The organism is Limnohabitans sp. JirII-29, assembly GCF_003063395.1.
Lineage (GTDB): Bacteria > Pseudomonadota > Gammaproteobacteria > Burkholderiales > Burkholderiaceae_C > Limnohabitans.
The window spans coordinates 1-18,053 of record NZ_NESB01000014.1; the positions used below are offsets into that span (position 1 = coordinate 1).

Below are 18,053 nucleotides of genomic sequence, written 5' to 3' on the forward strand. Positions count from 1 at the left end.
CTTGAATTCAAGTGAGTGAGTGCGGCGAATGAGAGTTTTGGGATGCATAGGTGTCCACCAAATTTAAGTGGACACCATCGTCTGGCCAAATAGATTTAACTTCAATATGGGATAACTGGACGCTCACCTTTTATCGTTGCCTATTGAGATCAAGGCATGTGGACGGCAAAACTACGAACGGTCATACGAGGCTGCGTTGCTTGCAGCGGACCCTGATGAACGGATCCGGGCAAGTCTTCGAGGTGTTTGTGCGCTTGGCGGCGCACGGTGGCGGCTTTGAGTGGCAGCACGATACGCAATTCAGACAACAGTCCCCGGATGCGATTGATCAACGCGGTGCGCTGCTCCACATAACCTTGGCTGGCACGGTGCACATGACCTGCCCCCAGCCAGCCGTACCAAGGTAATGGCAGTTAGTCCGCAAATTTTGGAGAATTGCGGATATGAAGACCACACGATTTACAGATGAGCAAATCATCGCTTTCCTCAAGCAAGCCGAAGCCGGCATGTCTATCAAGGAGCTATGCCGCAGCGGCGGCTTCAGTCAGCCAACCTTCTACAAGTGGCGCTCCAAGTTCGGTGGCATGGAGCCCTCAGATGCTTCTAGGCTGAGAGACTTGGAGTCCGAGAACACCAAACTCAAAAAGCTATTGGCCGAGGCCCATCTGGATATTCACGCCCTCAAGAGCGTGTTCGGCGTAAAGCGCTAGCCCCACAGGTCAAACGCGAGGCGATTGGCAAGATGATCCAAGACCATCAACTGTCCGAGCGCCACGCCTGCCGTCTTGTGGGGCTAAGCCGAGACAGCTATCGCAACCCACCTCAGCCAGATCAACTCACCCGTGATCTGTGCGAACGCATCGTGGACATTGCTCACGTAAGGCGCAGGTTTGGTTATCGGCGCATCCATGACTTGCTGCGCCCAGAATTCCCACATGTGAACCACAAGCGGGTGTATCGGCTTTACAGAGATGCCAACTTGGCCGTCCGCTGTCGCAAGAAGGCGAAACGACCATTAAATGAACGCGTGCCACTGCAATTGGCGCAAACCGTGAATGAGGTGTGGAGCATGGACTTTGTCTCAGATAGCTTGTCCAACGGTCGCAGGATCAAATGCCTCACAGTGGCCGATGACTTCAGTCATGAGTGCGTAGACATTGCGGTGGACTATGGCATTTCAGGCCAATACGTGACTCGTTTGCTGGACCAAGCGGCAATCTTCAGAGGCTACCCGCTAGCAGTACGAACAGACAACGGCCCTGAGTTCACGAGCCGAGCCTTCATGGCTTGGGCAACGGCGCATGGTGTGAGGCATATCTTGATTCAACCAGGACGCCCCATGCAAAACGGCTACATCGAGAGCTTCAATGGGAAGTTTCGTGACGAGTGCTTGAACGAGCAATGGTTTCAGACCTTGTCTCAAGCCAGAACGTGCGTTGCTGAATGGCGCAGGGACTACAACGAAGTCAGGCCACACAGCAGCTTGGGTCGAATACCACCGGCTCAATTCGCGCAGCGGCATCGGATTAATTCAAATGCTGCTGCAAATACAAACCATCAAGTTTTGGAATAACCTTGGCCCCTCGGACTAACTTCTAAATCAGTGGTACGGCTAGTGGGGGCAGGTCACACAAACAGGCGCGACTGCTGCTCGATGCTCTTGACTGGCACAAACCGCATGTTGGGGCGGGTCACCGCCTCACAGATGGCTGTCGCGTCTGCGGCGTCGTTCTTGCCGCGTTTGCCGCTCATGCGGTAAGGCACGACGAACTTGAGTGCCATAAGCCGCACGGTGTGGCCAAACTTGGCAAACTCCATTGCCCAGTAGTGGGCACCGGAGCAGGCTTCCATACCGGTCGTGGAGGGCGGCAACTGTGCCATAAGCTCTATCAGTTTGCCGCGTGGTACTTCTGGGCGTATCAGGGCAGGTTTGCCAGCTTCATCCACACCATGCACGGCAAAAACGTTCTTTGCCAGATCAATGCCAACGGTTACGATATTTATAAGATTCCCTTTCCGAATACAAGTGAGCAGATGAAAAGTACGACCTCTCCATCGTGGCACTCAGTTGCCGTTGACCGCAACCCTGACGCGGCGCGGATCACTTGGAACAGGGAAGTCCCTTTCATTCGTTAGGCAGCGCCATTCGCAACTCCGGAAACTCCAGCATGACTCAATGCTTCACCTACCTTTTCAAGCGGTCGTTCGAGTTCGTACCGATTGAAAAACTCAACACACTGCCAAAGCAGGTCCGTGGCTTGTACGTTCTGTACAGAGCGGAAGCAGAGAAAAAGATGGAGGTTGTTTATGTCGGAATGGTGCGCGGAGACAAAGCTGGAACGAAGGGACGACTAGAAACCCATCGGAGAACCAAGAAGGATTTGTGGACACACTGTTCGGTGTTCGAGGTCTGGGACAACATCACCAAGGAACAAGTTGAAGAGCTTGAAGGCCTTTTCCGGCACATCTATCGCCGTGATTCCATGGCGAACCAACTAAACAAACAGAGGGGCTACGGTCCGCTCTTCAAGTTGGCGAAGCAAACCAAGGCAACAGGCGAGCAAAGCGCTGCCTAACCCCTACAGGGACATCCCACGTAGCCAAGCACCGCAGGCGCGAGTTATTCACTGTTGACGTCTTTCTTGCACAGGCATGACGGGGATGGTGCGATACAACGGGAACGGAAGTTGGGTGTCAGTTGCTCCTTCGCTCTGGTGGCTTAGCTGGGGTGCGGCTTGCTAGCAGGAGATTAGACTGCGACAGAACTCCAAACCAGCGATGGGCTTGCATTTTCAACGCTTTCAGATGAAGAATTTAAGGCTCAATCATTTGCTGAAAGAAAGGCGCTTCACATGTTCACCACCGAGTTTTTGATCACATCGCTCATCGTTGTTCTCATACCCGGCACCGGGGTTGTGTTCACCGTCTCTACAGGCTTGTCGCAAGGGCGTCGTGCGAGCGTCCTTGCTTCTTTGGGGTGCACTTTGGGCATCGTTCCGCATTTGTTGGCCACCGTGTTGGGCTTGGCCGCTGTCATGCACACAAGTGCGCTTGCCTTTCAGCTTCTTAAGTACGCAGGTGTCGCGTATCTTTTTTATCTGGCGGTGGTCACGTGGCGTGACCAATCTGCGTTTACCGTACAGCCCATTCGGGCCGATGGTGGTGCGTTGGGCTTAGTCACCAAAGCGTTCTTGCTCAATATTCTCAATCCCAAGCTGACCATCTTTTTTCTGGCTTTTCTGCCACAGTTCATACAGCCAGATGGCGGAGCACCGCTGCTGCAACTCATGGGGCTAAGTGGCGTTTTCATGGTCATGACTTTTGGCGTATTCGTCGTCTATGGCTTGTTAGCGCATGCGTTTCGCAAGTCGGTCATTGAGTCTGCGCGCGTCCAAGCTTATTTGCGCCGTAGTTTTGCGGCGGCATTTGCCGGTCTTGGCACGCAACTGGCGTTTTCTGAACGTTGAATTCATCTCACCCGTAACCTTCAAAAAATAGAGAATCATTGTTGTTGCTACTCAACAGCGTCGCCGTAAGTCAACCTAAACCTCGAAAGGAAAACGTATGAACAACCCCGTCGGCTGGTTTGAAATTTATGTGCAAGACATGGCGCGCGCCAAAGCGTTTTACGAGGCGGTGTTTGACACCACGCTGTCTCAGCTCGACAACCCAGAGCTTGAGATGTGGGCTTTCCCCATGGACATGGCCACTTCCGGTGCTTCTGGGGCGCTGGTTCGCATGCCTGGTTTCCCCTCGGGTGCCAACAGTGTGCTGGTGTACTTCAAGTGCGCTGACTGTGCTGTAGAGGCTGACAAAGCCATCAAAGCGGGCGGCACAGTCCAAAAGCCCAAGATGTCCATTGGGCCGTATGGCCATATTGCGCTTGTCGTGGATACAGAAGGCAACATGATTGGTCTTCACTCCATGCAGTGATTTTTTGTGGTGGGCATGGCGTCAATCCATTGCCACCGCAAAGGCAATGCCGGCCAATGTCCTAAGATCACCCCTTATGAATTGGCTAGAAAAAATCAAATGGGACGACAAGGGCCTGGTCCCCGTCATCGCGCAAGAAAACGACAGCGGCGATGTGCTGATGTTTGCCTGGATGAACCGTGAGGCTCTGCAAAAAACAGCTGAGCTTAAACGTGCGGTGTACTTCAGCCGCTCGCGCAACAAGTTGTGGTTCAAAGGCGAAGAGTCAGGCCACGTGCAAACCGTGCATGACATTCGCCTGGACTGTGACAACGACGTGGTGTTGCTGCGTGTGACACAGCTGGGCCATACCCCCGGCATAGCCTGCCATACTGGGCGACACAGTTGCTTTTTTCAACGCCTAGAAGGCAACGACTGGCAAGCCTGCGAGCCCGTGCTCAAAGACCCCGAATCGATTTACAAATGACCGCCATGAGTTCGACCGACGTCAACAATTTAGACACTTTGCAACGCCTCGCTACAGTGATTGAAAGCCGCAAACCCGCCAACGGCGGCGACCCTGAGAAGAGCTACGTCTCACGCTTGCTGCACAAAGGGCCAGATGCTTTTTTGAAAAAGATTGGCGAAGAAGCCACTGAAACCGTGATGGCCGCCAAAGATGTGGACCATGGTGGTGACCCCGCCAAACTGGTGTACGAAGTGGCTGATTTGTGGTTCCACAGCATGATTGCCTTGGCCCACTATGGCTTGACGCCTGCCGATGTGGTGAACGAATTGGCGCGTCGTGAAGGGCTGAGCGGTCTGGAAGAGAAGGCCCTGCGCAAAGCCCAGGCACGCGAACAGACGGGCGAATGACGCACGCCATGGCACTGCCGCCTGATACCTCCGCACAGAACGACTCGGTCCAGACCATCAGTCTGGTGAGCTACGTGCTGCACTTGATCGTGGCGGTGAGTGCGGTGGTTCCGGGCGCTCAGGTGGGGCCTGCTTTGCTGGTGGTGGCCTTGATTTTGGATATGGTGAAGAAGGAAGACGCCCAGGGTACGTGGCAGGCTTCTCACTTCAGCTACCGCATTCGCACAGTGCTGTGGGTGGCGGCTTTGTATGTGGTCACGGCACCGCTGTGGTTCTTGTTCTTTTTTCCAGGCTGGATGGCCTGGGCCTTGATTTCAATTTGGTTTCTCTACCGCATCGTGCGGGGTTTGGTTCGCATGAACAAGCAGCAGCCGATGGATGATTTCGTTCTTTAAAGTGATCAGCATGACGAGTGACAACTGTATTTTTTGCAAAATCATTGCGGGCCAAATTCCCTCGCGCAAAGTGTATGAAGACGATGAGGTGTTCGCCTTTCACGACATCAACCCTTGGGCACCCATTCATTTTTTGATGATTCCCAAGCTGCATATCCCCTCCATGGCGCACGTAGGCCCTGAGCATGAGGGCTTATTGGGGCGCATGATGTTGCTGGCCCCTAAGCTGGCTTTGCAAGAAGGCGCGCGCCCTTACCCGGAGGGTGGGTTTCGAATTGTGACCAACACCGGTGCTGAAGGTGGGCAAGAAGTCCACCATTTGCACTGGCATGTCATGGGTGGGCCGCGCCCGTGGTTGCGTGGCTGATTAGAATTCCCCGTATTCAAGGAGAAAGACATGGGTTCATTTTCAATTTGGCACTGGCTGATCGTGTTGTTGATCGTCATCATGGTGTTTGGCACCAAGAAGCTCAAAAATTTGGGCGGTGATTTGGGCGGGGCTGTGAAAGGCTTCAAAGACGGCATGAAAGAAGGCTCGACGCCTGAAGACAAGCCTGCTGCGCAAGTCAACGCTGCGGCTGCGGCAGACAAGACCACCATCGACGTTGAAGCCAAGCAAAAGTCTTGATGCACATTGATCGTTTGCTGTGATTGATCTTGGTATTTCCAAAATTGCGCTGATCGGCGCCGTGGCGTTGATCGTCATCGGCCCCGAGAAGTTGCCACGCGTGGCAAGAACGGTGGGCGCGTTGATCGGCAAGGCGCAACGCTATGTGGCCGATGTCAAAGCCGAGGTCAATCGGTCGATGGAGCTCGACGAGCTCAAAAAGATGAAAGACACGGTGGAGAGTGCGGCACGTGATGTGGAGCATTCGGTGCAAACGGCGACCAGCGATTTTGAAAAAGATTGGGCCGACACCACCGCAGGTTTGACCGGCAATGAATACACCCCGCTGGAAACACCGCCCCTGAGCTACCAGCACCCCGGTAAGAAGTGGCGTCTCAAACGCGGTAGCGTGCCGCAGTGGTACAAAGCCCGCCAAGGCGTGCGCACCAAGGCCCTTTCAAGCGCAGCCCGTGTGGCGCGCTTTCGTCCCGCTGTGAGGCCTGATGTCTGATACCCCTTCCCCTGACGAACTGGCTGGCACCGAGCAGCCGTTTGTTCAACACCTGATTGAGCTGCGTGACAGGTTGGTCAAATCAACCATTGCAGTGGCGATTGCAGGCGCAGTGCTGGCGATTTTCCCTGGGCCTGCCGAGTTGTATGACCTGCTGGCCGCGCCGTTGGTGGCGCAGTTACCCGCTGGCGCCACCTTGATTGCGACATCGGTAATTTCGCCATTTTTGGTGCCGCTCAAAATTTTGCTGATGGCCGCATTTCTGTTGGCTTTGCCTGTGGTGTTGTATCAAGTGTGGGCATTTGTGGCGCCCGGCTTGTATTCGCATGAAAAGAAACTGGTGTTGCCGCTGGTGGTGTCGAGCACTTTGCTGTTCATGATCGGCGTGGCCTTTTGTTACTTTTTTGTGTTTGGCCAGGTGTTCAAGTTCATCCAAAGCTTTGCGCCTAAAAGCATCACGGCCGCACCTGATATTGAGGCCTACTTGAGTTTTGTGATGACCATGTTCATCGCGTTTGGCTTGGCGTTTGAGGTGCCGATTGTGGTGATCGTGTTAGCACGCATGAATGTGGTGAGCATTGAAAAGCTCAAAGGCTTTCGTTCTTATTTTGTGGTGTTGGCGTTCATCGTGGCGGCCATCGTGACCCCACCTGATGTGGTGTCGCAGCTGGCTTTGGCCATTCCGATGTGCGTGCTCTACGAAATCGGTATTTGGGCCGCACAGATTTTTATCAAGCACACGCAAGCGCCAGCGCCAGACGCTGAGTGAGCGTACCCAGAGAGCTCCATGAAACGTCATTGGTTGCTTTTTTCACAAGTGGTCACGGTGGCGCTAGCGCTGTGGTTTGTCGTCGCCACACTCAAACCTGAGTGGCTCAGTCGAGTGCCACGCATGGTGGGTGTGACTTTGCAAGAGGCACCGCCATTGCCCGCTGGGGCAGTGATGCCGGGCAGCCTGAGCCCGGCAGCCAAGCGTGCAGCACCCGCGGTGGTGAGCATTGCCACCACCCAGGCAGCCGCCAAAAACCCGCAACAAAACGACCCATGGTTCCGGTTCTTTTACGGTGACCGTGAAGACGATACGCCGCAAGCGGGTTTGGGCAGTGGTGTCATCGTCAGCGCCGAGGGGTACATCCTGACGAACAACCATGTGGTGGAGGGCGCGGAGGAAATTGAAGTCACCCTCAGCGACAGCCGCCATGCCCGTGCCACAGTGATTGGTACCGATCCCGAGACCGACCTGGCGATTTTGCGTATCCAGTTGGATCGTTTGCCTGTGATCACGCTGGGCAATTCCGATACCTTGCAGGTTGGCGACAAGGTGCTGGCCATTGGGAACCCTTTTGGCGTGGGCCAAACAGTGACCAGTGGCATTGTGTCGGCGCTGGGTCGCAACCAACTGGGCATCAACACATTCGAGAACTTCATTCAGACGGATGCCGCCATCAACCCAGGTAATTCGGGTGGAGCGCTGGTGGATGTGAATGGCAGTTTGTTGGGCATCAACACTGCCATCTATTCGCGCTCTGGCGGCAACATGGGCATTGGCTTTGCCATTCCCGTGTCGACTGCGCGTCAAGTGTTGGAGGGCATCGTGCGCGATGGTCAGGTGATGCGTGGCTGGATCGGCGTTGAGCCCAACGAACTCACGCCCGAGTTGGCTGAGACTTTTGGGTTGAAAGATGCGACCGGCGTGCTCATCACTGGGGTGTTGCAAAACGGACCAGCGGCGAAAGCTGGTTTGCGTCCTGGCGATGTGTTGGTGCGTGTGGCAGGGGAGCCCGTGCGCAATGTGGGCGAGTTGTTGACGCGCATTGCAGCGCTGACGCCGGGAGTGTCGGCCAAGCTTGACGTGATGCGTCGCAACCAAGCCCTGAGTTTGGATGTGACCCCAGCGCAACGCCCCAAAACCAAGGCAGCACCGCGATGAGTTCTTCGCATGGCGTGACGCGGACCTTGCTGGTTGATACATGCAACACCTTGTTGCAGCCTACGCGGTTCAAAGACTACGGCCCCAATGGCTTGCAGGTTGAGGGCAAAGCCCAGGTCAAGCACCTCGTCTCAGGCGTCACCGCCAGTCGGGCCTTGATTGAGGCTGCGATTGAGGTCAAAGCCGACGCGATTTTTGTGCACCATGGCTTGTTTTGGCGTGGTCAAGATGGTTCTGTGACAGGCTGGATGAAGCAACGTTTGGCGCTGCTGCTGGCCCATGACATCAACTTGTTGGCCTATCACTTGCCGCTGGACGCGCATCCTGAATTGGGTAACAACGCGCAATTGGGGCAACGTCTGGGGCTGGTGGCGCAAGGCACATTTGGTGACCAAGATCTTGGCTTGTGGGGTGAGCGTGCGGATGGGCAAGCATTTGCTTCGGTCGACGGTTTGACCCACACCTTGACGCAGGTGCTGCAACGCTCTCCGTTGGTGGTGTCGGGTGTCAATCGTCCTATCCGTCGTATTGCTTGGTGCACGGGTGGTGCGCAAGGTTTTTTTGAGGCGGCTATCGCGGCGGGTGCGGATGCTTTCATCACCGGTGAAATTTCTGAACCTCAAACGCATTTGGCGCGTGAGACCGACGTGGCCTTTTTGGCTTGTGGTCACCATGCCACCGAGCGTTATGGTGCGCCTGCGGTTGCAGCCCATGTGGCGGCGCAATTGGGGCTGACGCACCAGTTCATCGACATCGACAACCCGGCTTGACGATGGCCACCGCTTTCAAGCCAATTGCCATCACCGTGGGGGATGCTGCGGGCATAGGCCCTGAGATCATTGCCCTGGCTTACCGTGATGCGCCGCAACAAGTGCAAGGGTGTGTGGTGGTTGGCGATGTGGCCGTCATGCAGCGTGCTGTGGAGGTGTTGGCTCGAACCAACCCCGGCACTATGCGCGTCACGTTGCTGCCGCTGTCGAGCTTGTCTGACTTGCCCTCAACTTTGCCCGCCCTGACTTTGCCGGTCTTGCAGGTGGGTCAAGCCTTTGACGCGGCCCAGTTACCCGCTTGGGGCCGCATCAGTGCGGCCGCTGGCGCGCTGGCTGCTGATGCGGTGGTGTGGGCCGCGCAAGCGGCTTTGCGAGGCGAGTTGGCGGCAATGGTGACGGCTCCTTTGCACAAAGAGGCTTTGTCTGCGGCCGGTGTGCCGTTTCCGGGACACACCGAAATGTTGCAAGCCTGTGCAGCCGCGCATGTCGGTGTGTCGGTGGACGATATGCCTGTGCGCATGATGCTGGCCAACCGCGAGTTGCGCACGGTGCTGGTGAGCATCCATGTGCCTTTGCGTCAAGCCATTGAGGCGGTGACCGTAGAGAATATTTCGCAAACCTTGCGCATCACGCATGCAGCGCAATTGGCGTCGACGGGGCGCGCGCCGCACATGGGAGTGGCAGGCTTGAACCCACATGCAGGAGAGGGTGGGTTGTTGGGGCGCGAAGAAATTGACATCATCGTGCCCGCACTGCAACAAGCCCGTGCCGAAGGCCTGCACGTCAGTGGCCCGTTTGCGCCGGATACGATTTTTATGAGAGCTCGCGCCAAAGACGGTCAACCTGGCGAGTTTGATGTGGTGATTGCGATGTACCACGACCAGGGTTTGATTCCCGTCAAGTATCTCGGGGTTGAGCAGGGGGTCAACGTGACGTTGGGTTTGCCGCTGGTGCGCACCAGCCCTGATCACGGTACGGCGTTTGACTTGGCTGGGACAGGGCGGGCAGACCCGGCCAGTTTGTTGGAGGCTTTGGCCATGGCGCGCCGCTTGGCTGGAGGCGGCGCTCAGGCGTAAGTTTCAACGTTCGCGCAGGTTGTCGCGGATTTCACGCAGCAGCAACACATCTTCTGGGGTGGCGGGTGGTGCGGCAGGGGCTTCGGCGTTTTTGAGGCGGTTGATTTGCTTGATCATCACAAAAATGATGAAGGCCAACAAAACAAAGTTGACGGCAACCGTGATGAAGTTGCCGTAAGCAAATACCGGAACGCCTGCTTTTTTGAGGGCCTCAAGCGTCATGGGGGTGCCAGCGGGTGGCGTGCCGAGGGCTAAGAAAAAGTTGGAAAAATCAAGCCGGCCAATCAAGGCCGAGATGATCGGCATGATCAAGTCATTCACTGCGGAGTCCACAATTTTTCCGAAGGCCGCGCCGATGATGACGCCAACGGCCAAATCCATCACATTGCCCTTGATGGCGAAGGCTTTGAACTCTTTCAGCATATCGAATCCTTAATGAGGGTGAAGGGTTGTCAAATTCCAGCATAGCGCAAAGCTTGCATCTGGCAAATGATGCTCGCGCGCGAGAAGTGACCGCAAACTGGTCAGCTACAATTCGCTGTTAACCCAACCAGTGACAATTGTTTGAGGAATTCCATGAGTGACACCCCAGTAGACACCAGTAAACGCACGTGGCTGATTGCATCCACCTGCGCGGGTGCAGTGGGCGGCGTAGCAGTTGCCGTCCCCTTTGTGAGTACCTTCCAACCCTCCGAGAAGGCCAAGGCCGCCGGCGCGGCTGTGGAAGTTGATATTTCAGCCCTCAAGCCCGGTGAAAAAATGACCGTGGAATGGCGCGGCAAACCCGTTTGGATTGTCAAACGCACGCCTGAACAGCTGGAGAGTCTGAACAAGACCGAATCACAGCTGGCAGATCCCAAGTCAGAGCGCAAGCCTGCGGAATTCACACCTGAATACGCACGTAATCAAGCACGCTCGATCAAGCCAGAAATTTTTGTCGGTGTGGGCATTTGTACACACCTGGGCTGCTCGCCCTCGGACAAGTTCACGTTGGGGGCACAGCCCTCATTGCCAGACGACTGGCAAGGTGGTTTCTTGTGCCCTTGCCATGGATCGACTTTTGACATGGCCGGTCGCGTGTTCAAGAACAAACCTGCACCTGACAACCTCGAAGTCCCGCCACACATGTACCTGTCCGACACCAAGTTGTTGATCGGTGAAGACAAGAAAGCCTGATAGGACAACACACCATGGCTGAATTCAAAGAAATCTCTCCCAACGCCAGTGCTGGCGCAAAACTGCTCAACTGGGTGGACAACCGTTTTCCGGCGTCCAAGATGTACAAAGAGCACCTGTCTGAGTACTACGCGCCGAAGAACTTCAACTTCTTTTATTTCTTTGGCTCGCTCGCACTGTTGGTGCTGGTGATCCAAATCGTGACCGGTATTTTCTTGGTCATGCACTACAAACCTGATGCAGCACTGGCCTTTGGCTCGGTTGAGTACATCATGCGTGATGTACCCTGGGGCTGGCTGATTCGCTACATGCACTCCACAGGCGCTTCGGCGTTCTTCATCGTGGTCTACATGCACATGTACCGTGGCCTGATTTACGGTTCGTACCGCAAACCCCGCGAACTGGTGTGGGTGTTTGGTTGTGCCATTTTCTTGTGCCTGATGGCAGAAGCCTTCATGGGCTACTTGTTGCCTTGGGGCCAAATGTCCTACTGGGGCGCACAGGTGATCGTGAACTTGTTTGCTGCTGTGCCCTTCGTCGGTCCAGATCTGGCCTTGCTGATTCGTGGTGACTATGTGGTGGGTGATGCCACCCTGAACCGCTTCTTCAGCTTCCACGTGATTGCAGTGCCTTTGGTGCTGTTGGGTTTGGTGGTGGCACACATCATCGCTCTGCACGAAGTGGGGTCGAACAACCCAGATGGCGTAGAAATCAAGGGTCCGAATGCACCGAAAGATGCGCAGGGTCACCCACTCGACGGCATTCCATTCCACCCTTACTACACGGTGCACGACATCTTGGGCGTGAGCGGTTTCTTGTTGGTGTTCACTGCGATCATCTTCTTTGCACCTGAATTCGGTGGCTACTTCCTCGAATACAACAACTTCATTCCAGCAGACCCGCTCAAGACCCCGTTGCACATTGCCCCCGTTTGGTATTTCACGCCTTTCTATTCAATGCTGCGTGCCATCACCAGCGAGATGATGTATGCCTTGATCGCTTGCGTATTGGCAGGAGCCGTACTGGGCGTGACTCGTACCAAGCTGTCTGTCTTGTTCAAAGGTGTGGTCGTTGGTGGTGCGGTGGCCTTGGTGTTGATGATGCTGTCGATCGACGCCAAGTTCTGGGGTGTGGTCGTGATGGGTGGTGCTGTGGTCATCTTGTTCTTCCTGCCTTGGTTAGACAACTGCGGCGTCAAGTCGATCCGTTACCGTCCTGATTGGCACAAGTACCTCTACGGCATCTTTGTGATCAACTTTGTGGTGCTGGCTTACTTGGGTGTGCAACCTCCGTCAGCCATTGGCGAGCGCGTGTCCCAAGTGGGCACCCTGTTCTACTTCGGTTTCTTCTTCTTGATGCCTTGGTGGAGTCGCCTGGGCCAGACCAAGCCGGTCCCTGACCGTGTGACGTTTGCCCCTCACTGAGATTCACGGAGCACATTCACCATGAAAAAAATTATTCTCAGCTTGGCTCTGGTTCTCGGTGTGGTCACCGGTGCCCAGGCTTCAGGTGGCGACACCATTGCGTGGGACAAAGCGCCCAATAAAACCAATGATTTGGCGGCCTTGCAAAACGGCGCCAAGTTGTTTGTGAACCATTGCTTGAACTGCCACTCGGCAGCGTTCATGCGCTACAACCGTCTGACCGACATCGGTTTGACCCAGCAGCAGATCAAAGACAACCTGTTGTTCACCACTGACAAAGTGGGTGAAACCATGAAGTCCAACATTGATCCCAAGCAGGCCAAAGAGTGGTTTGGTGCCAACCCTCCTGACTTGACCGTGATTGCACGTTCACGTGCAGGTCATGGCGGAACGGGTGCAGATTACCTCTACACCTACATGCGCACTTTCTACCGTGACGAAACCAAAGCCACGGGTTGGAACAACTTGGTGTTCCCCAACGTGGGCATGCCCCACGTTCTGTGGGAGATGCAAGGCGTACGTCGTCCTATCTATGAAGAGCATGAAGAACACGGTCACACCGTCCATGTGTTCAAAGGTTGGGAACAAGTCACGCCCGGCACCATGACGCCGTTGCAGTACGACCAGGCCATGGGTGACTTGGTGGGTTACTTGCAATGGATGGCTGAGCCCGCTCAAAATACCCGTGTTCGCATTGGTGTGTGGGTTCTGCTGTTCTTGGTTGGATTCATGTTCATTGCTTGGCGCCTGAACGCTTCGTTCTGGAAAGACATCAAGTAATCACATAACTTCGGTGATGGGTTTGCACCTGTCATCACCCCGCGGAGTGACAGGTCAGCCTGTCACTCTTTTTGATTTTTAGGAGCTGCCCATCATGATGGTGCTTTACTCGGGAACCACGTGTCCCTTTTCTCATCGCTGCCGTTTTGTCCTGTTTGAAAAAGGCATGGACTTTGAGATTCGTGACGTGGATCTCTACAACAAACCCGAAGACATCAACGTGATGAATCCCTACGGCCAGGTGCCTATCCTGGTTGAGCGTGATCTCATCTTGTACGAGTCAAACATCATCAATGAATACATTGATGAGCGCTTCCCGCATCCTCAGCTGATGCCCGGTGACCCCGTGGACCGCGCACGCGTGCGTTTGTTTTTGCTGAACTTTGAAAAAGAGCTGTTCACGCACGTGTCGACGCTGGAGTCGCGTGTGGCCAAGGCCAATGACAAGGCTTTGGAAAAGGCGCGCGCGCACATTCGCGACCGCTTGACCCAATTGGCGCCAGTCTTCTTGAAGAACAAGTACATGTTGGGCGATAACTTCTCGATGCTGGATGTGGCCATTGCCCCCTTGCTGTGGCGCTTGGATCACTATGGCATTGAGCTGTCAAAGAACGCTGCGCCGTTGCTGAAATATGCGGAACGTATCTTCTCGCGCCCTGCCTACATCGAAGCATTGACGCCGTCTGAAAAAGTGATGCGCAAATAATTGGCATGCTGAATACGCCCGACGCTTCATCGACCCGTCCATATCTGCTGCGTGCTTTGCACGAGTGGTGCACCGACAACGGCTTCACGCCTTATGTGGCGGTGTTGGTGGACGAGACGGTGCAAGTTCCTATGGAGTATGTGAAGAACGGTGAGATTGTGTTGAACGTCAGTTATGACGCCACCAGCAGCATGACCTTGGGCAATGAGTTCATTGAATTCAAGGCCCGCTTTGCGGGTACTGCCCGTGAAATCATCGTGCCTGTGAGTCGCGTGCTGGCTATCTACGCCCGAGAAAACGGGCAGGGTATGGCGTTTCCGATGCCGGTGGCGAAGTCAGATGACGCGCCTGTGCAGACAGCCACTTCTCCTGTCCGTACTGGACTGAGTGCTGTCGATGCAAGTCATGCAGAGGCGTCTTCTGCCGATGGTGACGAGCCACCACATCCCACATCTCCCAGCGGACGTCCAACTCTCACGCGTGTGAAATAAAAAACAGCCTTCTTCGAGGCTAAAATAATGATCATGCCGATTTAGCTCAGTTGGTAGAGCACCCGCCTTGTAAGCGGTAGGTCGTCAGTTCGAATCCGACAATCGGCACCATACAAAAGTCCGCTGTGCGCAAGCCCAGTGGGCTTTTTCCATTCAAGTGGGTGATTTCACTTTCACACGAATCGTGGTGACATTCCAGCCTTTGGTGCGCAGGTGTGCACACAAGGCGGGCAAGGTTTGGCGCAGTTTGGCTGCAACTGCGCTGTTGGGTACCAACAGGCACCACGTGTCGCCTTCCACTGAGCCCGATTGCACCAAACTGCGCAAGGACACGGGCAGCAAAGGTGCGATAGCGCGCAATCTGTTTTGGTTATCGCGAGCGATGGCGGAGAGTTGAGCCAAGCCGGGCGCCGAGTCCACAACTTGTTCCAGCGTTTGGGCTCTGCCACGCAAGATGGTGCGTGTTTTTGGCGCTGTGCTGTATCCCAGGGCTCGGTAAGCTGCAAGGGTGTCAGGATGAGGTGGTTCTCGGGTGGCCATGGACCAATTATGGGGCTGCGCACGGTTAAAATTCGCCGCTTCTATCCAGCCTTTCACAAAGGATCAAGCGGCTCTCTGTCTTGCATGAGAGAGAGGCCGCCGCAGCGCTCGCATGGCTTTCAATTTCCTCACCCAAATTTTCGGTAGTCGCAATGAGCGCTTACTCAAGCAGTACCGTAAAACCGTCGCGCAAATCAACGCTTTGGAGCCCGGCTTAGAGCAACTCAGCGATACGGCGTTGCAAGCCAAGACCGATGAGTTCAAACAACGTGTCCAAGGTGGCGAGACGCTGGATGCTTTGTTGCCAGAGGCTTACGCCGTGGTGCGTGAAGCCTCAAAGCGTGTGATGAAAATGCGCCACTTTGATGTGCAACTGGTGGGCGGTATTGCTTTGCACCAAGGCAAGATTGCAGAGATGCGCACGGGCGAGGGCAAAACTCTGACTGCGACGTTGCCGGTTTACCTGAACGCACTGTCCGGACAAGGCGTGCACGTGGTGACAGTGAACGATTACTTGGCCAGCCGTGATGCGCAATGGATGGCGCGCTTGTACAACTTCCTTGGGCTGTCGGTAGGCATCAACCTGCCGCAAATGCCGCGCGAAGAAAAGCAAGCGGCTTATCGTGCAGACATTACCTACGGCACCAACAACGAATACGGCTTTGACTATTTGCGCGACAACATGGTGTACGAGCCTGTTGATCGGGTGCAGCGAGGTTTGAATTACGCCATCGTGGATGAGGTGGATTCGATCTTGATCGATGAAGCGCGTACGCCTTTGATCATCAGTGGCCAAGCGGAAGACCACACCGAGCTGTATGTGGCGATCAACCAAGTGGTGCCACTGCTGACGCGCCAAATTGGTGAAGAAGACCCACGCACAGGCGAAGGCATCATCACGCCAGGTGACTTCACGGTCGATGAAAAGTCGCACCAGGTTTTCATGACCGAGCAGGGCCATGAAAACGCCGAGCGCATTTTGGCCAGCCGCGGGCTGTTGCCTGAAGGTGCGTCGTTGTACGACCCCGCCAACATCAGCCTGATGCATCACTTGTATGCGGCGCTGCGTGCCAACCACCTGTATTACCGCGACCAGCACTATGTGAACCAGGGTGGCGAGATTGTGATTGTGGATGAATTCACGGGACGCCTGATGTCGGGACGCCGCTGGAGCGATGGCTTGCACCAAGCGGTGGAGGCTAAAGAAGGGGTTGAGATTCAAGCGGAAAACCAAACGCTGGCATCGATCACATTCCAGAACTATTTCCGCCTTTACAACAAACTCGGCGGCATGACGGGGACGGCCGATACCGAGGCCTATGAGTTTCAAGAAATTTACGGGCTTGAAACTGTGGTGGTGCCACCTAACCGCATCAGCCGTCGTGACGACCAACTCGATCGTGTCTACAAGACCACCGACGAAAAGTACAAAGCTGCAATTGACGACATCCGCGACTGCTACGAGCGCGGTCAACCGGTGCTGGTGGGCACCACCTCGATTGAAAACTCGGAGTTGATTGCGGGCATGTTGGAGAAGGCCAAGTTGCCCCACCAAGTGCTCAACGCCAAGCAGCACGCGCGCGAGGCTGACATCGTGGCGCAAGCAGGCCGTGCCAAGATGATCACCATCGCTACCAACATGGCCGGTCGCGGGACCGACATTGTGTTGGGCGGCAACGTGGAAAAACTGATTGCTGAGGTGGAGGCGGATGACAGCCTTGACGCCACAGCCAAGCAACAAAAAATTGACGCTTTGCGCGTGCAGTGGACCAAAGACCATGAACTGGTGAAGTCACTGGGTGGGTTGCGCATCATCGCCACCGAGCGCCATGAGTCACGTCGCATTGACAACCAACTGCGTGGGCGTTCAGGCCGACAAGGTGACCCAGGCTCTTCGCGTTTTTACCTGAGCTTGGATGACGCCTTGATGCGCATTTTTGCGGGTGAGCGCGTCAAGTCCATCATGGACCGCTTGAAGATGCCTGAAGGCGAAGCCATTGAAGCGGGCATCGTCACACGCAGCATTGAAAGCGCCCAACGCAAAGTCGAAGCACGCAACTTTGACATTCGAAAACAGCTGTTGGAATACGACGATGTGTCCAACGACCAGCGTCGCGTGATCTACCAGCAGCGCAACGACATTTTGGATGCGACCGATTTGACGGCTCAAATCGCGGGTTTGCGTGAAGGTTGCTTCACGGATTTGGTCCGTCAATTTGTGCCGCATGAGTCGGTGGAAGAGCAATGGGACATTGCGGGGCTGCAACGCGCTTTGTTACAGGAGTGGCAGCTTGACCTGCCATTGCTGCAAGAGATTGAAAAAGCTACAGCCATCACCGATGAAGATATTTTGGCGCAGGTAATTGCGGCGGCACACGCCGCTTTCCAGGCCAAGGTGGAGCGTGTGGGCATCGACCAGTTCACGCCCTTCATGCGCGTGGTCTTATTGCAAAACATCGACAGCCATTGGCGAGAGCACCTGGCGGCTTTGGACTACTTGCGTCAAGGCATCCATTTGCGCGGCTATGCCCAAAAACAGCCCAAACAAGAATACAAGCGCGAAGCGTTTGAGTTGTTTGGTCAGTTGCTGGATGCCGTCAAAAACGAAGTCACCCGTGTGCTGATGACGGTCAAGATCGAATCGACCGAGCAAATTGAGCAAGCTGCCAGTGAACTGGAAGACCGTGCCGAAAGTTTGCACAACGTGACGTATACCGCGCCCAATGAGTCGGGTGTCGCCGAGACCACGGCGGATCCCCAGACCTTTGCGGCTCAAGTGCCGGTGGTGGGTCGCAACGAGCCTTGCCCTTGTGGCAGCGGTAAAAAATACAAACACTGCCACGGCCAATTGGCCTGATC

22 protein-coding genes, 1 tRNA gene and 2 pseudogenes are annotated in these 18,053 nt (G+C 55.2%); 21 read left to right on the top strand and 4 right to left on the bottom strand.

All coding sequences use genetic code 11. The features are described 5' to 3' along the window. Positions 1–224: 224 nt before the first annotated feature. Positions 225–374: pseudogene (locus tag B9Z39_RS17305) on the bottom strand (IS110 family transposase); the annotation flags it as partial. A 69-nt stretch (positions 375–443) separates the two neighbouring features. Between B9Z39_RS17305 and B9Z39_RS16205 the strand changes: the two are divergent. Beyond that, a protein-coding gene (locus tag B9Z39_RS16205; RefSeq protein WP_369908148.1) for an IS3 family transposase occupies positions 444–1,573 on the top strand; the annotation gives its coding sequence in 2 pieces (ribosomal slippage) (positions 444–693 and positions 693–1,573; 1,131 coding nt in all). Between the two features lie 62 nt (positions 1,574–1,635). Here the strand turns inward: B9Z39_RS16205 and B9Z39_RS16210 are convergent. After that, positions 1,636–2,004 (bottom strand): annotated as a pseudogene (locus B9Z39_RS16210) (transposase); the annotation flags it as partial. A 164-nt stretch (positions 2,005–2,168) separates the two neighbouring features. Between B9Z39_RS16210 and B9Z39_RS16215 the strand changes: the two are divergent. From B9Z39_RS16215 to pdxA, 13 genes are all read left to right on the top strand, one after another. Then, on the top strand, positions 2,169–2,576 hold the full coding sequence (locus tag B9Z39_RS16215) for a hypothetical protein (RefSeq protein ID WP_108302618.1): 408 nt from the start codon (positions 2,169–2,171) through the stop codon (positions 2,574–2,576). 276 nt (positions 2,577–2,852) lie between these two features. Then, complete coding sequence (locus B9Z39_RS16220) at positions 2,853–3,467, top strand: LysE family translocator (RefSeq protein WP_108302620.1); 615 nt, start codon at positions 2,853–2,855, stop codon at positions 3,465–3,467. Positions 3,468–3,564: 97 nt separating this feature from the next. Then, positions 3,565–3,933, top strand: coding sequence for a VOC family protein (locus B9Z39_RS16225; protein ID WP_108302622.1), 369 nt, complete (start codon positions 3,565–3,567; stop codon positions 3,931–3,933). 76 nt (positions 3,934–4,009) lie between these two features. Next, complete coding sequence (gene hisI / locus B9Z39_RS16230; RefSeq protein WP_100146259.1) at positions 4,010–4,399, top strand: phosphoribosyl-AMP cyclohydrolase; 390 nt, start codon at positions 4,010–4,012, stop codon at positions 4,397–4,399. Beyond that, positions 4,396–4,788 carry a phosphoribosyl-ATP diphosphatase gene (locus B9Z39_RS16235; protein ID WP_369908149.1) on the top strand — a complete coding sequence of 131 codons (393 nt, stop codon included), beginning with the start codon at positions 4,396–4,398 and terminating at the stop codon, positions 4,786–4,788. Before hisI ends, B9Z39_RS16235 begins: the two co-directional genes overlap by 4 nt. 8 nt (positions 4,789–4,796) lie before the next feature. Beyond that, the gene (locus B9Z39_RS16240; protein WP_100146480.1) at positions 4,797–5,183 is read left to right on the top strand and encodes a hypothetical protein; all 387 of its coding nucleotides are present in this window, start codon (positions 4,797–4,799) and stop codon (positions 5,181–5,183) included. Positions 5,184–5,193: 10 nt separating this feature from the next. After that, positions 5,194–5,550 carry a histidine triad nucleotide-binding protein gene (locus tag B9Z39_RS16245; RefSeq protein WP_100146481.1) on the top strand — a complete coding sequence of 119 codons (357 nt, stop codon included), beginning with the start codon at positions 5,194–5,196 and terminating at the stop codon, positions 5,548–5,550. 30 nt (positions 5,551–5,580) lie between these two features. Beyond that, the gene (gene tatA / locus B9Z39_RS16250) at positions 5,581–5,811 is read left to right on the top strand and encodes a Sec-independent protein translocase subunit TatA (protein ID WP_100146260.1); all 231 of its coding nucleotides are present in this window, start codon (positions 5,581–5,583) and stop codon (positions 5,809–5,811) included. Positions 5,812–5,830: 19 nt separating this feature from the next. Further along, positions 5,831–6,301, top strand: coding sequence for a Sec-independent protein translocase protein TatB (tatB, locus tag B9Z39_RS16255; RefSeq protein ID WP_100146261.1), 471 nt, complete (start codon positions 5,831–5,833; stop codon positions 6,299–6,301). Then, the gene (gene tatC, locus B9Z39_RS16260; protein ID WP_108302624.1) at positions 6,294–7,070 is read left to right on the top strand and encodes a twin-arginine translocase subunit TatC; all 777 of its coding nucleotides are present in this window, start codon (positions 6,294–6,296) and stop codon (positions 7,068–7,070) included. The genes tatB and tatC overlap by 8 nt, the downstream gene beginning before the upstream one ends. 18 nt (positions 7,071–7,088) lie before the next feature. Continuing rightward, positions 7,089–8,231 (top strand): Do family serine endopeptidase, encoded by a 1,143-nt coding sequence (locus B9Z39_RS16265; RefSeq protein WP_100146263.1) that lies wholly within the window; start codon positions 7,089–7,091, stop codon positions 8,229–8,231. After that, on the top strand, positions 8,228–9,001 hold the full coding sequence (locus B9Z39_RS16270) for a Nif3-like dinuclear metal center hexameric protein (protein WP_108302626.1): 774 nt from the start codon (positions 8,228–8,230) through the stop codon (positions 8,999–9,001). Before B9Z39_RS16265 ends, B9Z39_RS16270 begins: the two co-directional genes overlap by 4 nt. A gap of 2 nt (positions 9,002–9,003) precedes the next feature. Next, on the top strand, positions 9,004–10,077 hold the full coding sequence (pdxA, locus tag B9Z39_RS16275) for a 4-hydroxythreonine-4-phosphate dehydrogenase PdxA (RefSeq protein ID WP_108302628.1): 1,074 nt from the start codon (positions 9,004–9,006) through the stop codon (positions 10,075–10,077). Positions 10,078–10,080: 3 nt separating this feature from the next. Here the strand turns inward: pdxA and mscL are convergent, their stop codons facing one another. After that, the gene (gene mscL, locus B9Z39_RS16280; protein WP_100146266.1) at positions 10,081–10,500 is read right to left on the bottom strand and encodes a large conductance mechanosensitive channel protein MscL; all 420 of its coding nucleotides are present in this window, start codon (positions 10,498–10,500) and stop codon (positions 10,081–10,083) included. A 153-nt stretch (positions 10,501–10,653) separates the two neighbouring features. Here mscL and petA point away from each other — a divergent pair, with 153 nt between their 5' ends. The 6 genes from petA to B9Z39_RS16310 all read left to right on the top strand — a co-directional run bounded on the left by petA (position 10,654) and on the right by B9Z39_RS16310 (position 14,765). Beyond that, positions 10,654–11,253 (top strand): ubiquinol-cytochrome c reductase iron-sulfur subunit, encoded by a 600-nt coding sequence (petA, locus tag B9Z39_RS16285; RefSeq protein ID WP_100146267.1) that lies wholly within the window; start codon positions 10,654–10,656, stop codon positions 11,251–11,253. Positions 11,254–11,267: 14 nt separating this feature from the next. Then, positions 11,268–12,677 (top strand): cytochrome bc complex cytochrome b subunit, encoded by a 1,410-nt coding sequence (locus B9Z39_RS16290; RefSeq protein WP_100146268.1) that lies wholly within the window; start codon positions 11,268–11,270, stop codon positions 12,675–12,677. Between the two features lie 21 nt (positions 12,678–12,698). Continuing rightward, positions 12,699–13,457, top strand: coding sequence for a cytochrome c1 (locus B9Z39_RS16295; protein ID WP_108302630.1), 759 nt, complete (start codon positions 12,699–12,701; stop codon positions 13,455–13,457). A 94-nt stretch (positions 13,458–13,551) separates the two neighbouring features. Next, entirely contained in the window at positions 13,552–14,163 is a 612-nt protein-coding gene (locus B9Z39_RS16300) for a glutathione S-transferase N-terminal domain-containing protein (RefSeq protein ID WP_100146270.1), read from the top strand. A gap of 5 nt (positions 14,164–14,168) precedes the next feature. Continuing rightward, the gene (locus B9Z39_RS16305; protein WP_108302632.1) at positions 14,169–14,654 is read left to right on the top strand and encodes a ClpXP protease specificity-enhancing factor; all 486 of its coding nucleotides are present in this window, start codon (positions 14,169–14,171) and stop codon (positions 14,652–14,654) included. A 35-nt stretch (positions 14,655–14,689) separates the two neighbouring features. Beyond that, positions 14,690–14,765, top strand: a tRNA-Thr gene (locus B9Z39_RS16310). Between the two features lie 42 nt (positions 14,766–14,807). On the opposite strand, the gene B9Z39_RS16315 is transcribed toward B9Z39_RS16310, so the two are convergent. Continuing rightward, on the bottom strand, positions 14,808–15,194 hold the full coding sequence (locus B9Z39_RS16315) for a DciA family protein (protein ID WP_158236146.1): 387 nt from the start codon (positions 15,192–15,194) through the stop codon (positions 14,808–14,810). A gap of 112 nt (positions 15,195–15,306) precedes the next feature. On the opposite strand from B9Z39_RS16315, the gene secA reads away from it, so the two are divergent. After that, a complete protein-coding gene (gene secA / locus B9Z39_RS16320) occupies positions 15,307–18,051 on the top strand; it encodes a preprotein translocase subunit SecA (protein ID WP_108302634.1) in 2,745 nt (914 codons plus the stop codon). Positions 18,052–18,053: the final 2 nt, after the last annotated feature.

What these genes read in the sequence shown, in the direction of transcription:
- petA (WP_100146267.1), top strand. Translation starts at nt 10,654, where the DNA reads ATGAGTGACACCCCAGTAGACACCAGTAAACGCACGTGGCTGATTGCA.
- B9Z39_RS16240 (WP_100146480.1), top strand. Translation starts at nt 4,797, where the DNA reads ATGGCACTGCCGCCTGATACCTCCGCACAGAACGACTCGGTCCAGACC.
- B9Z39_RS16295 (WP_108302630.1), top strand. Translation starts at nt 12,699, where the DNA reads ATGAAAAAAATTATTCTCAGCTTGGCTCTGGTTCTCGGTGTGGTCACC.
- pdxA (WP_108302628.1), top strand. Translation starts at nt 9,004, where the DNA reads ATGGCCACCGCTTTCAAGCCAATTGCCATCACCGTGGGGGATGCTGCG.
- B9Z39_RS16290 (WP_100146268.1), top strand. Translation starts at nt 11,268, where the DNA reads ATGGCTGAATTCAAAGAAATCTCTCCCAACGCCAGTGCTGGCGCAAAA.
- B9Z39_RS16225 (WP_108302622.1), top strand. Translation starts at nt 3,565, where the DNA reads ATGAACAACCCCGTCGGCTGGTTTGAAATTTATGTGCAAGACATGGCG.
- B9Z39_RS16245 (WP_100146481.1), top strand. Translation starts at nt 5,194, where the DNA reads ATGACGAGTGACAACTGTATTTTTTGCAAAATCATTGCGGGCCAAATT.
- B9Z39_RS16270 (WP_108302626.1), top strand. Translation starts at nt 8,228, where the DNA reads ATGAGTTCTTCGCATGGCGTGACGCGGACCTTGCTGGTTGATACATGC.
- B9Z39_RS16235 (WP_369908149.1), top strand. Translation starts at nt 4,396, where the DNA reads ATGACCGCCATGAGTTCGACCGACGTCAACAATTTAGACACTTTGCAA.
- B9Z39_RS16315 (WP_158236146.1), bottom strand. Translation starts at nt 15,194, where the DNA reads ATGGCCACCCGAGAACCACCTCATCCTGACACCCTTGCAGCTTACCGA.
- tatC (WP_108302624.1), top strand. Translation starts at nt 6,294, where the DNA reads ATGTCTGATACCCCTTCCCCTGACGAACTGGCTGGCACCGAGCAGCCG.
- B9Z39_RS16215 (WP_108302618.1), top strand. Translation starts at nt 2,169, where the DNA reads ATGACTCAATGCTTCACCTACCTTTTCAAGCGGTCGTTCGAGTTCGTA.
- B9Z39_RS16305 (WP_108302632.1), top strand. Translation starts at nt 14,169, where the DNA reads ATGCTGAATACGCCCGACGCTTCATCGACCCGTCCATATCTGCTGCGT.
- B9Z39_RS16265 (WP_100146263.1), top strand. Translation starts at nt 7,089, where the DNA reads ATGAAACGTCATTGGTTGCTTTTTTCACAAGTGGTCACGGTGGCGCTA.
- B9Z39_RS16220 (WP_108302620.1), top strand. Translation starts at nt 2,853, where the DNA reads ATGTTCACCACCGAGTTTTTGATCACATCGCTCATCGTTGTTCTCATA.
- hisI (WP_100146259.1), top strand. Translation starts at nt 4,010, where the DNA reads ATGAATTGGCTAGAAAAAATCAAATGGGACGACAAGGGCCTGGTCCCC.
- secA (WP_108302634.1), top strand. Translation starts at nt 15,307, where the DNA reads ATGGCTTTCAATTTCCTCACCCAAATTTTCGGTAGTCGCAATGAGCGC.
- mscL (WP_100146266.1), bottom strand. Translation starts at nt 10,500, where the DNA reads ATGCTGAAAGAGTTCAAAGCCTTCGCCATCAAGGGCAATGTGATGGAT.
- B9Z39_RS16300 (WP_100146270.1), top strand. Translation starts at nt 13,552, where the DNA reads ATGATGGTGCTTTACTCGGGAACCACGTGTCCCTTTTCTCATCGCTGC.
- tatA (WP_100146260.1), top strand. Translation starts at nt 5,581, where the DNA reads ATGGGTTCATTTTCAATTTGGCACTGGCTGATCGTGTTGTTGATCGTC.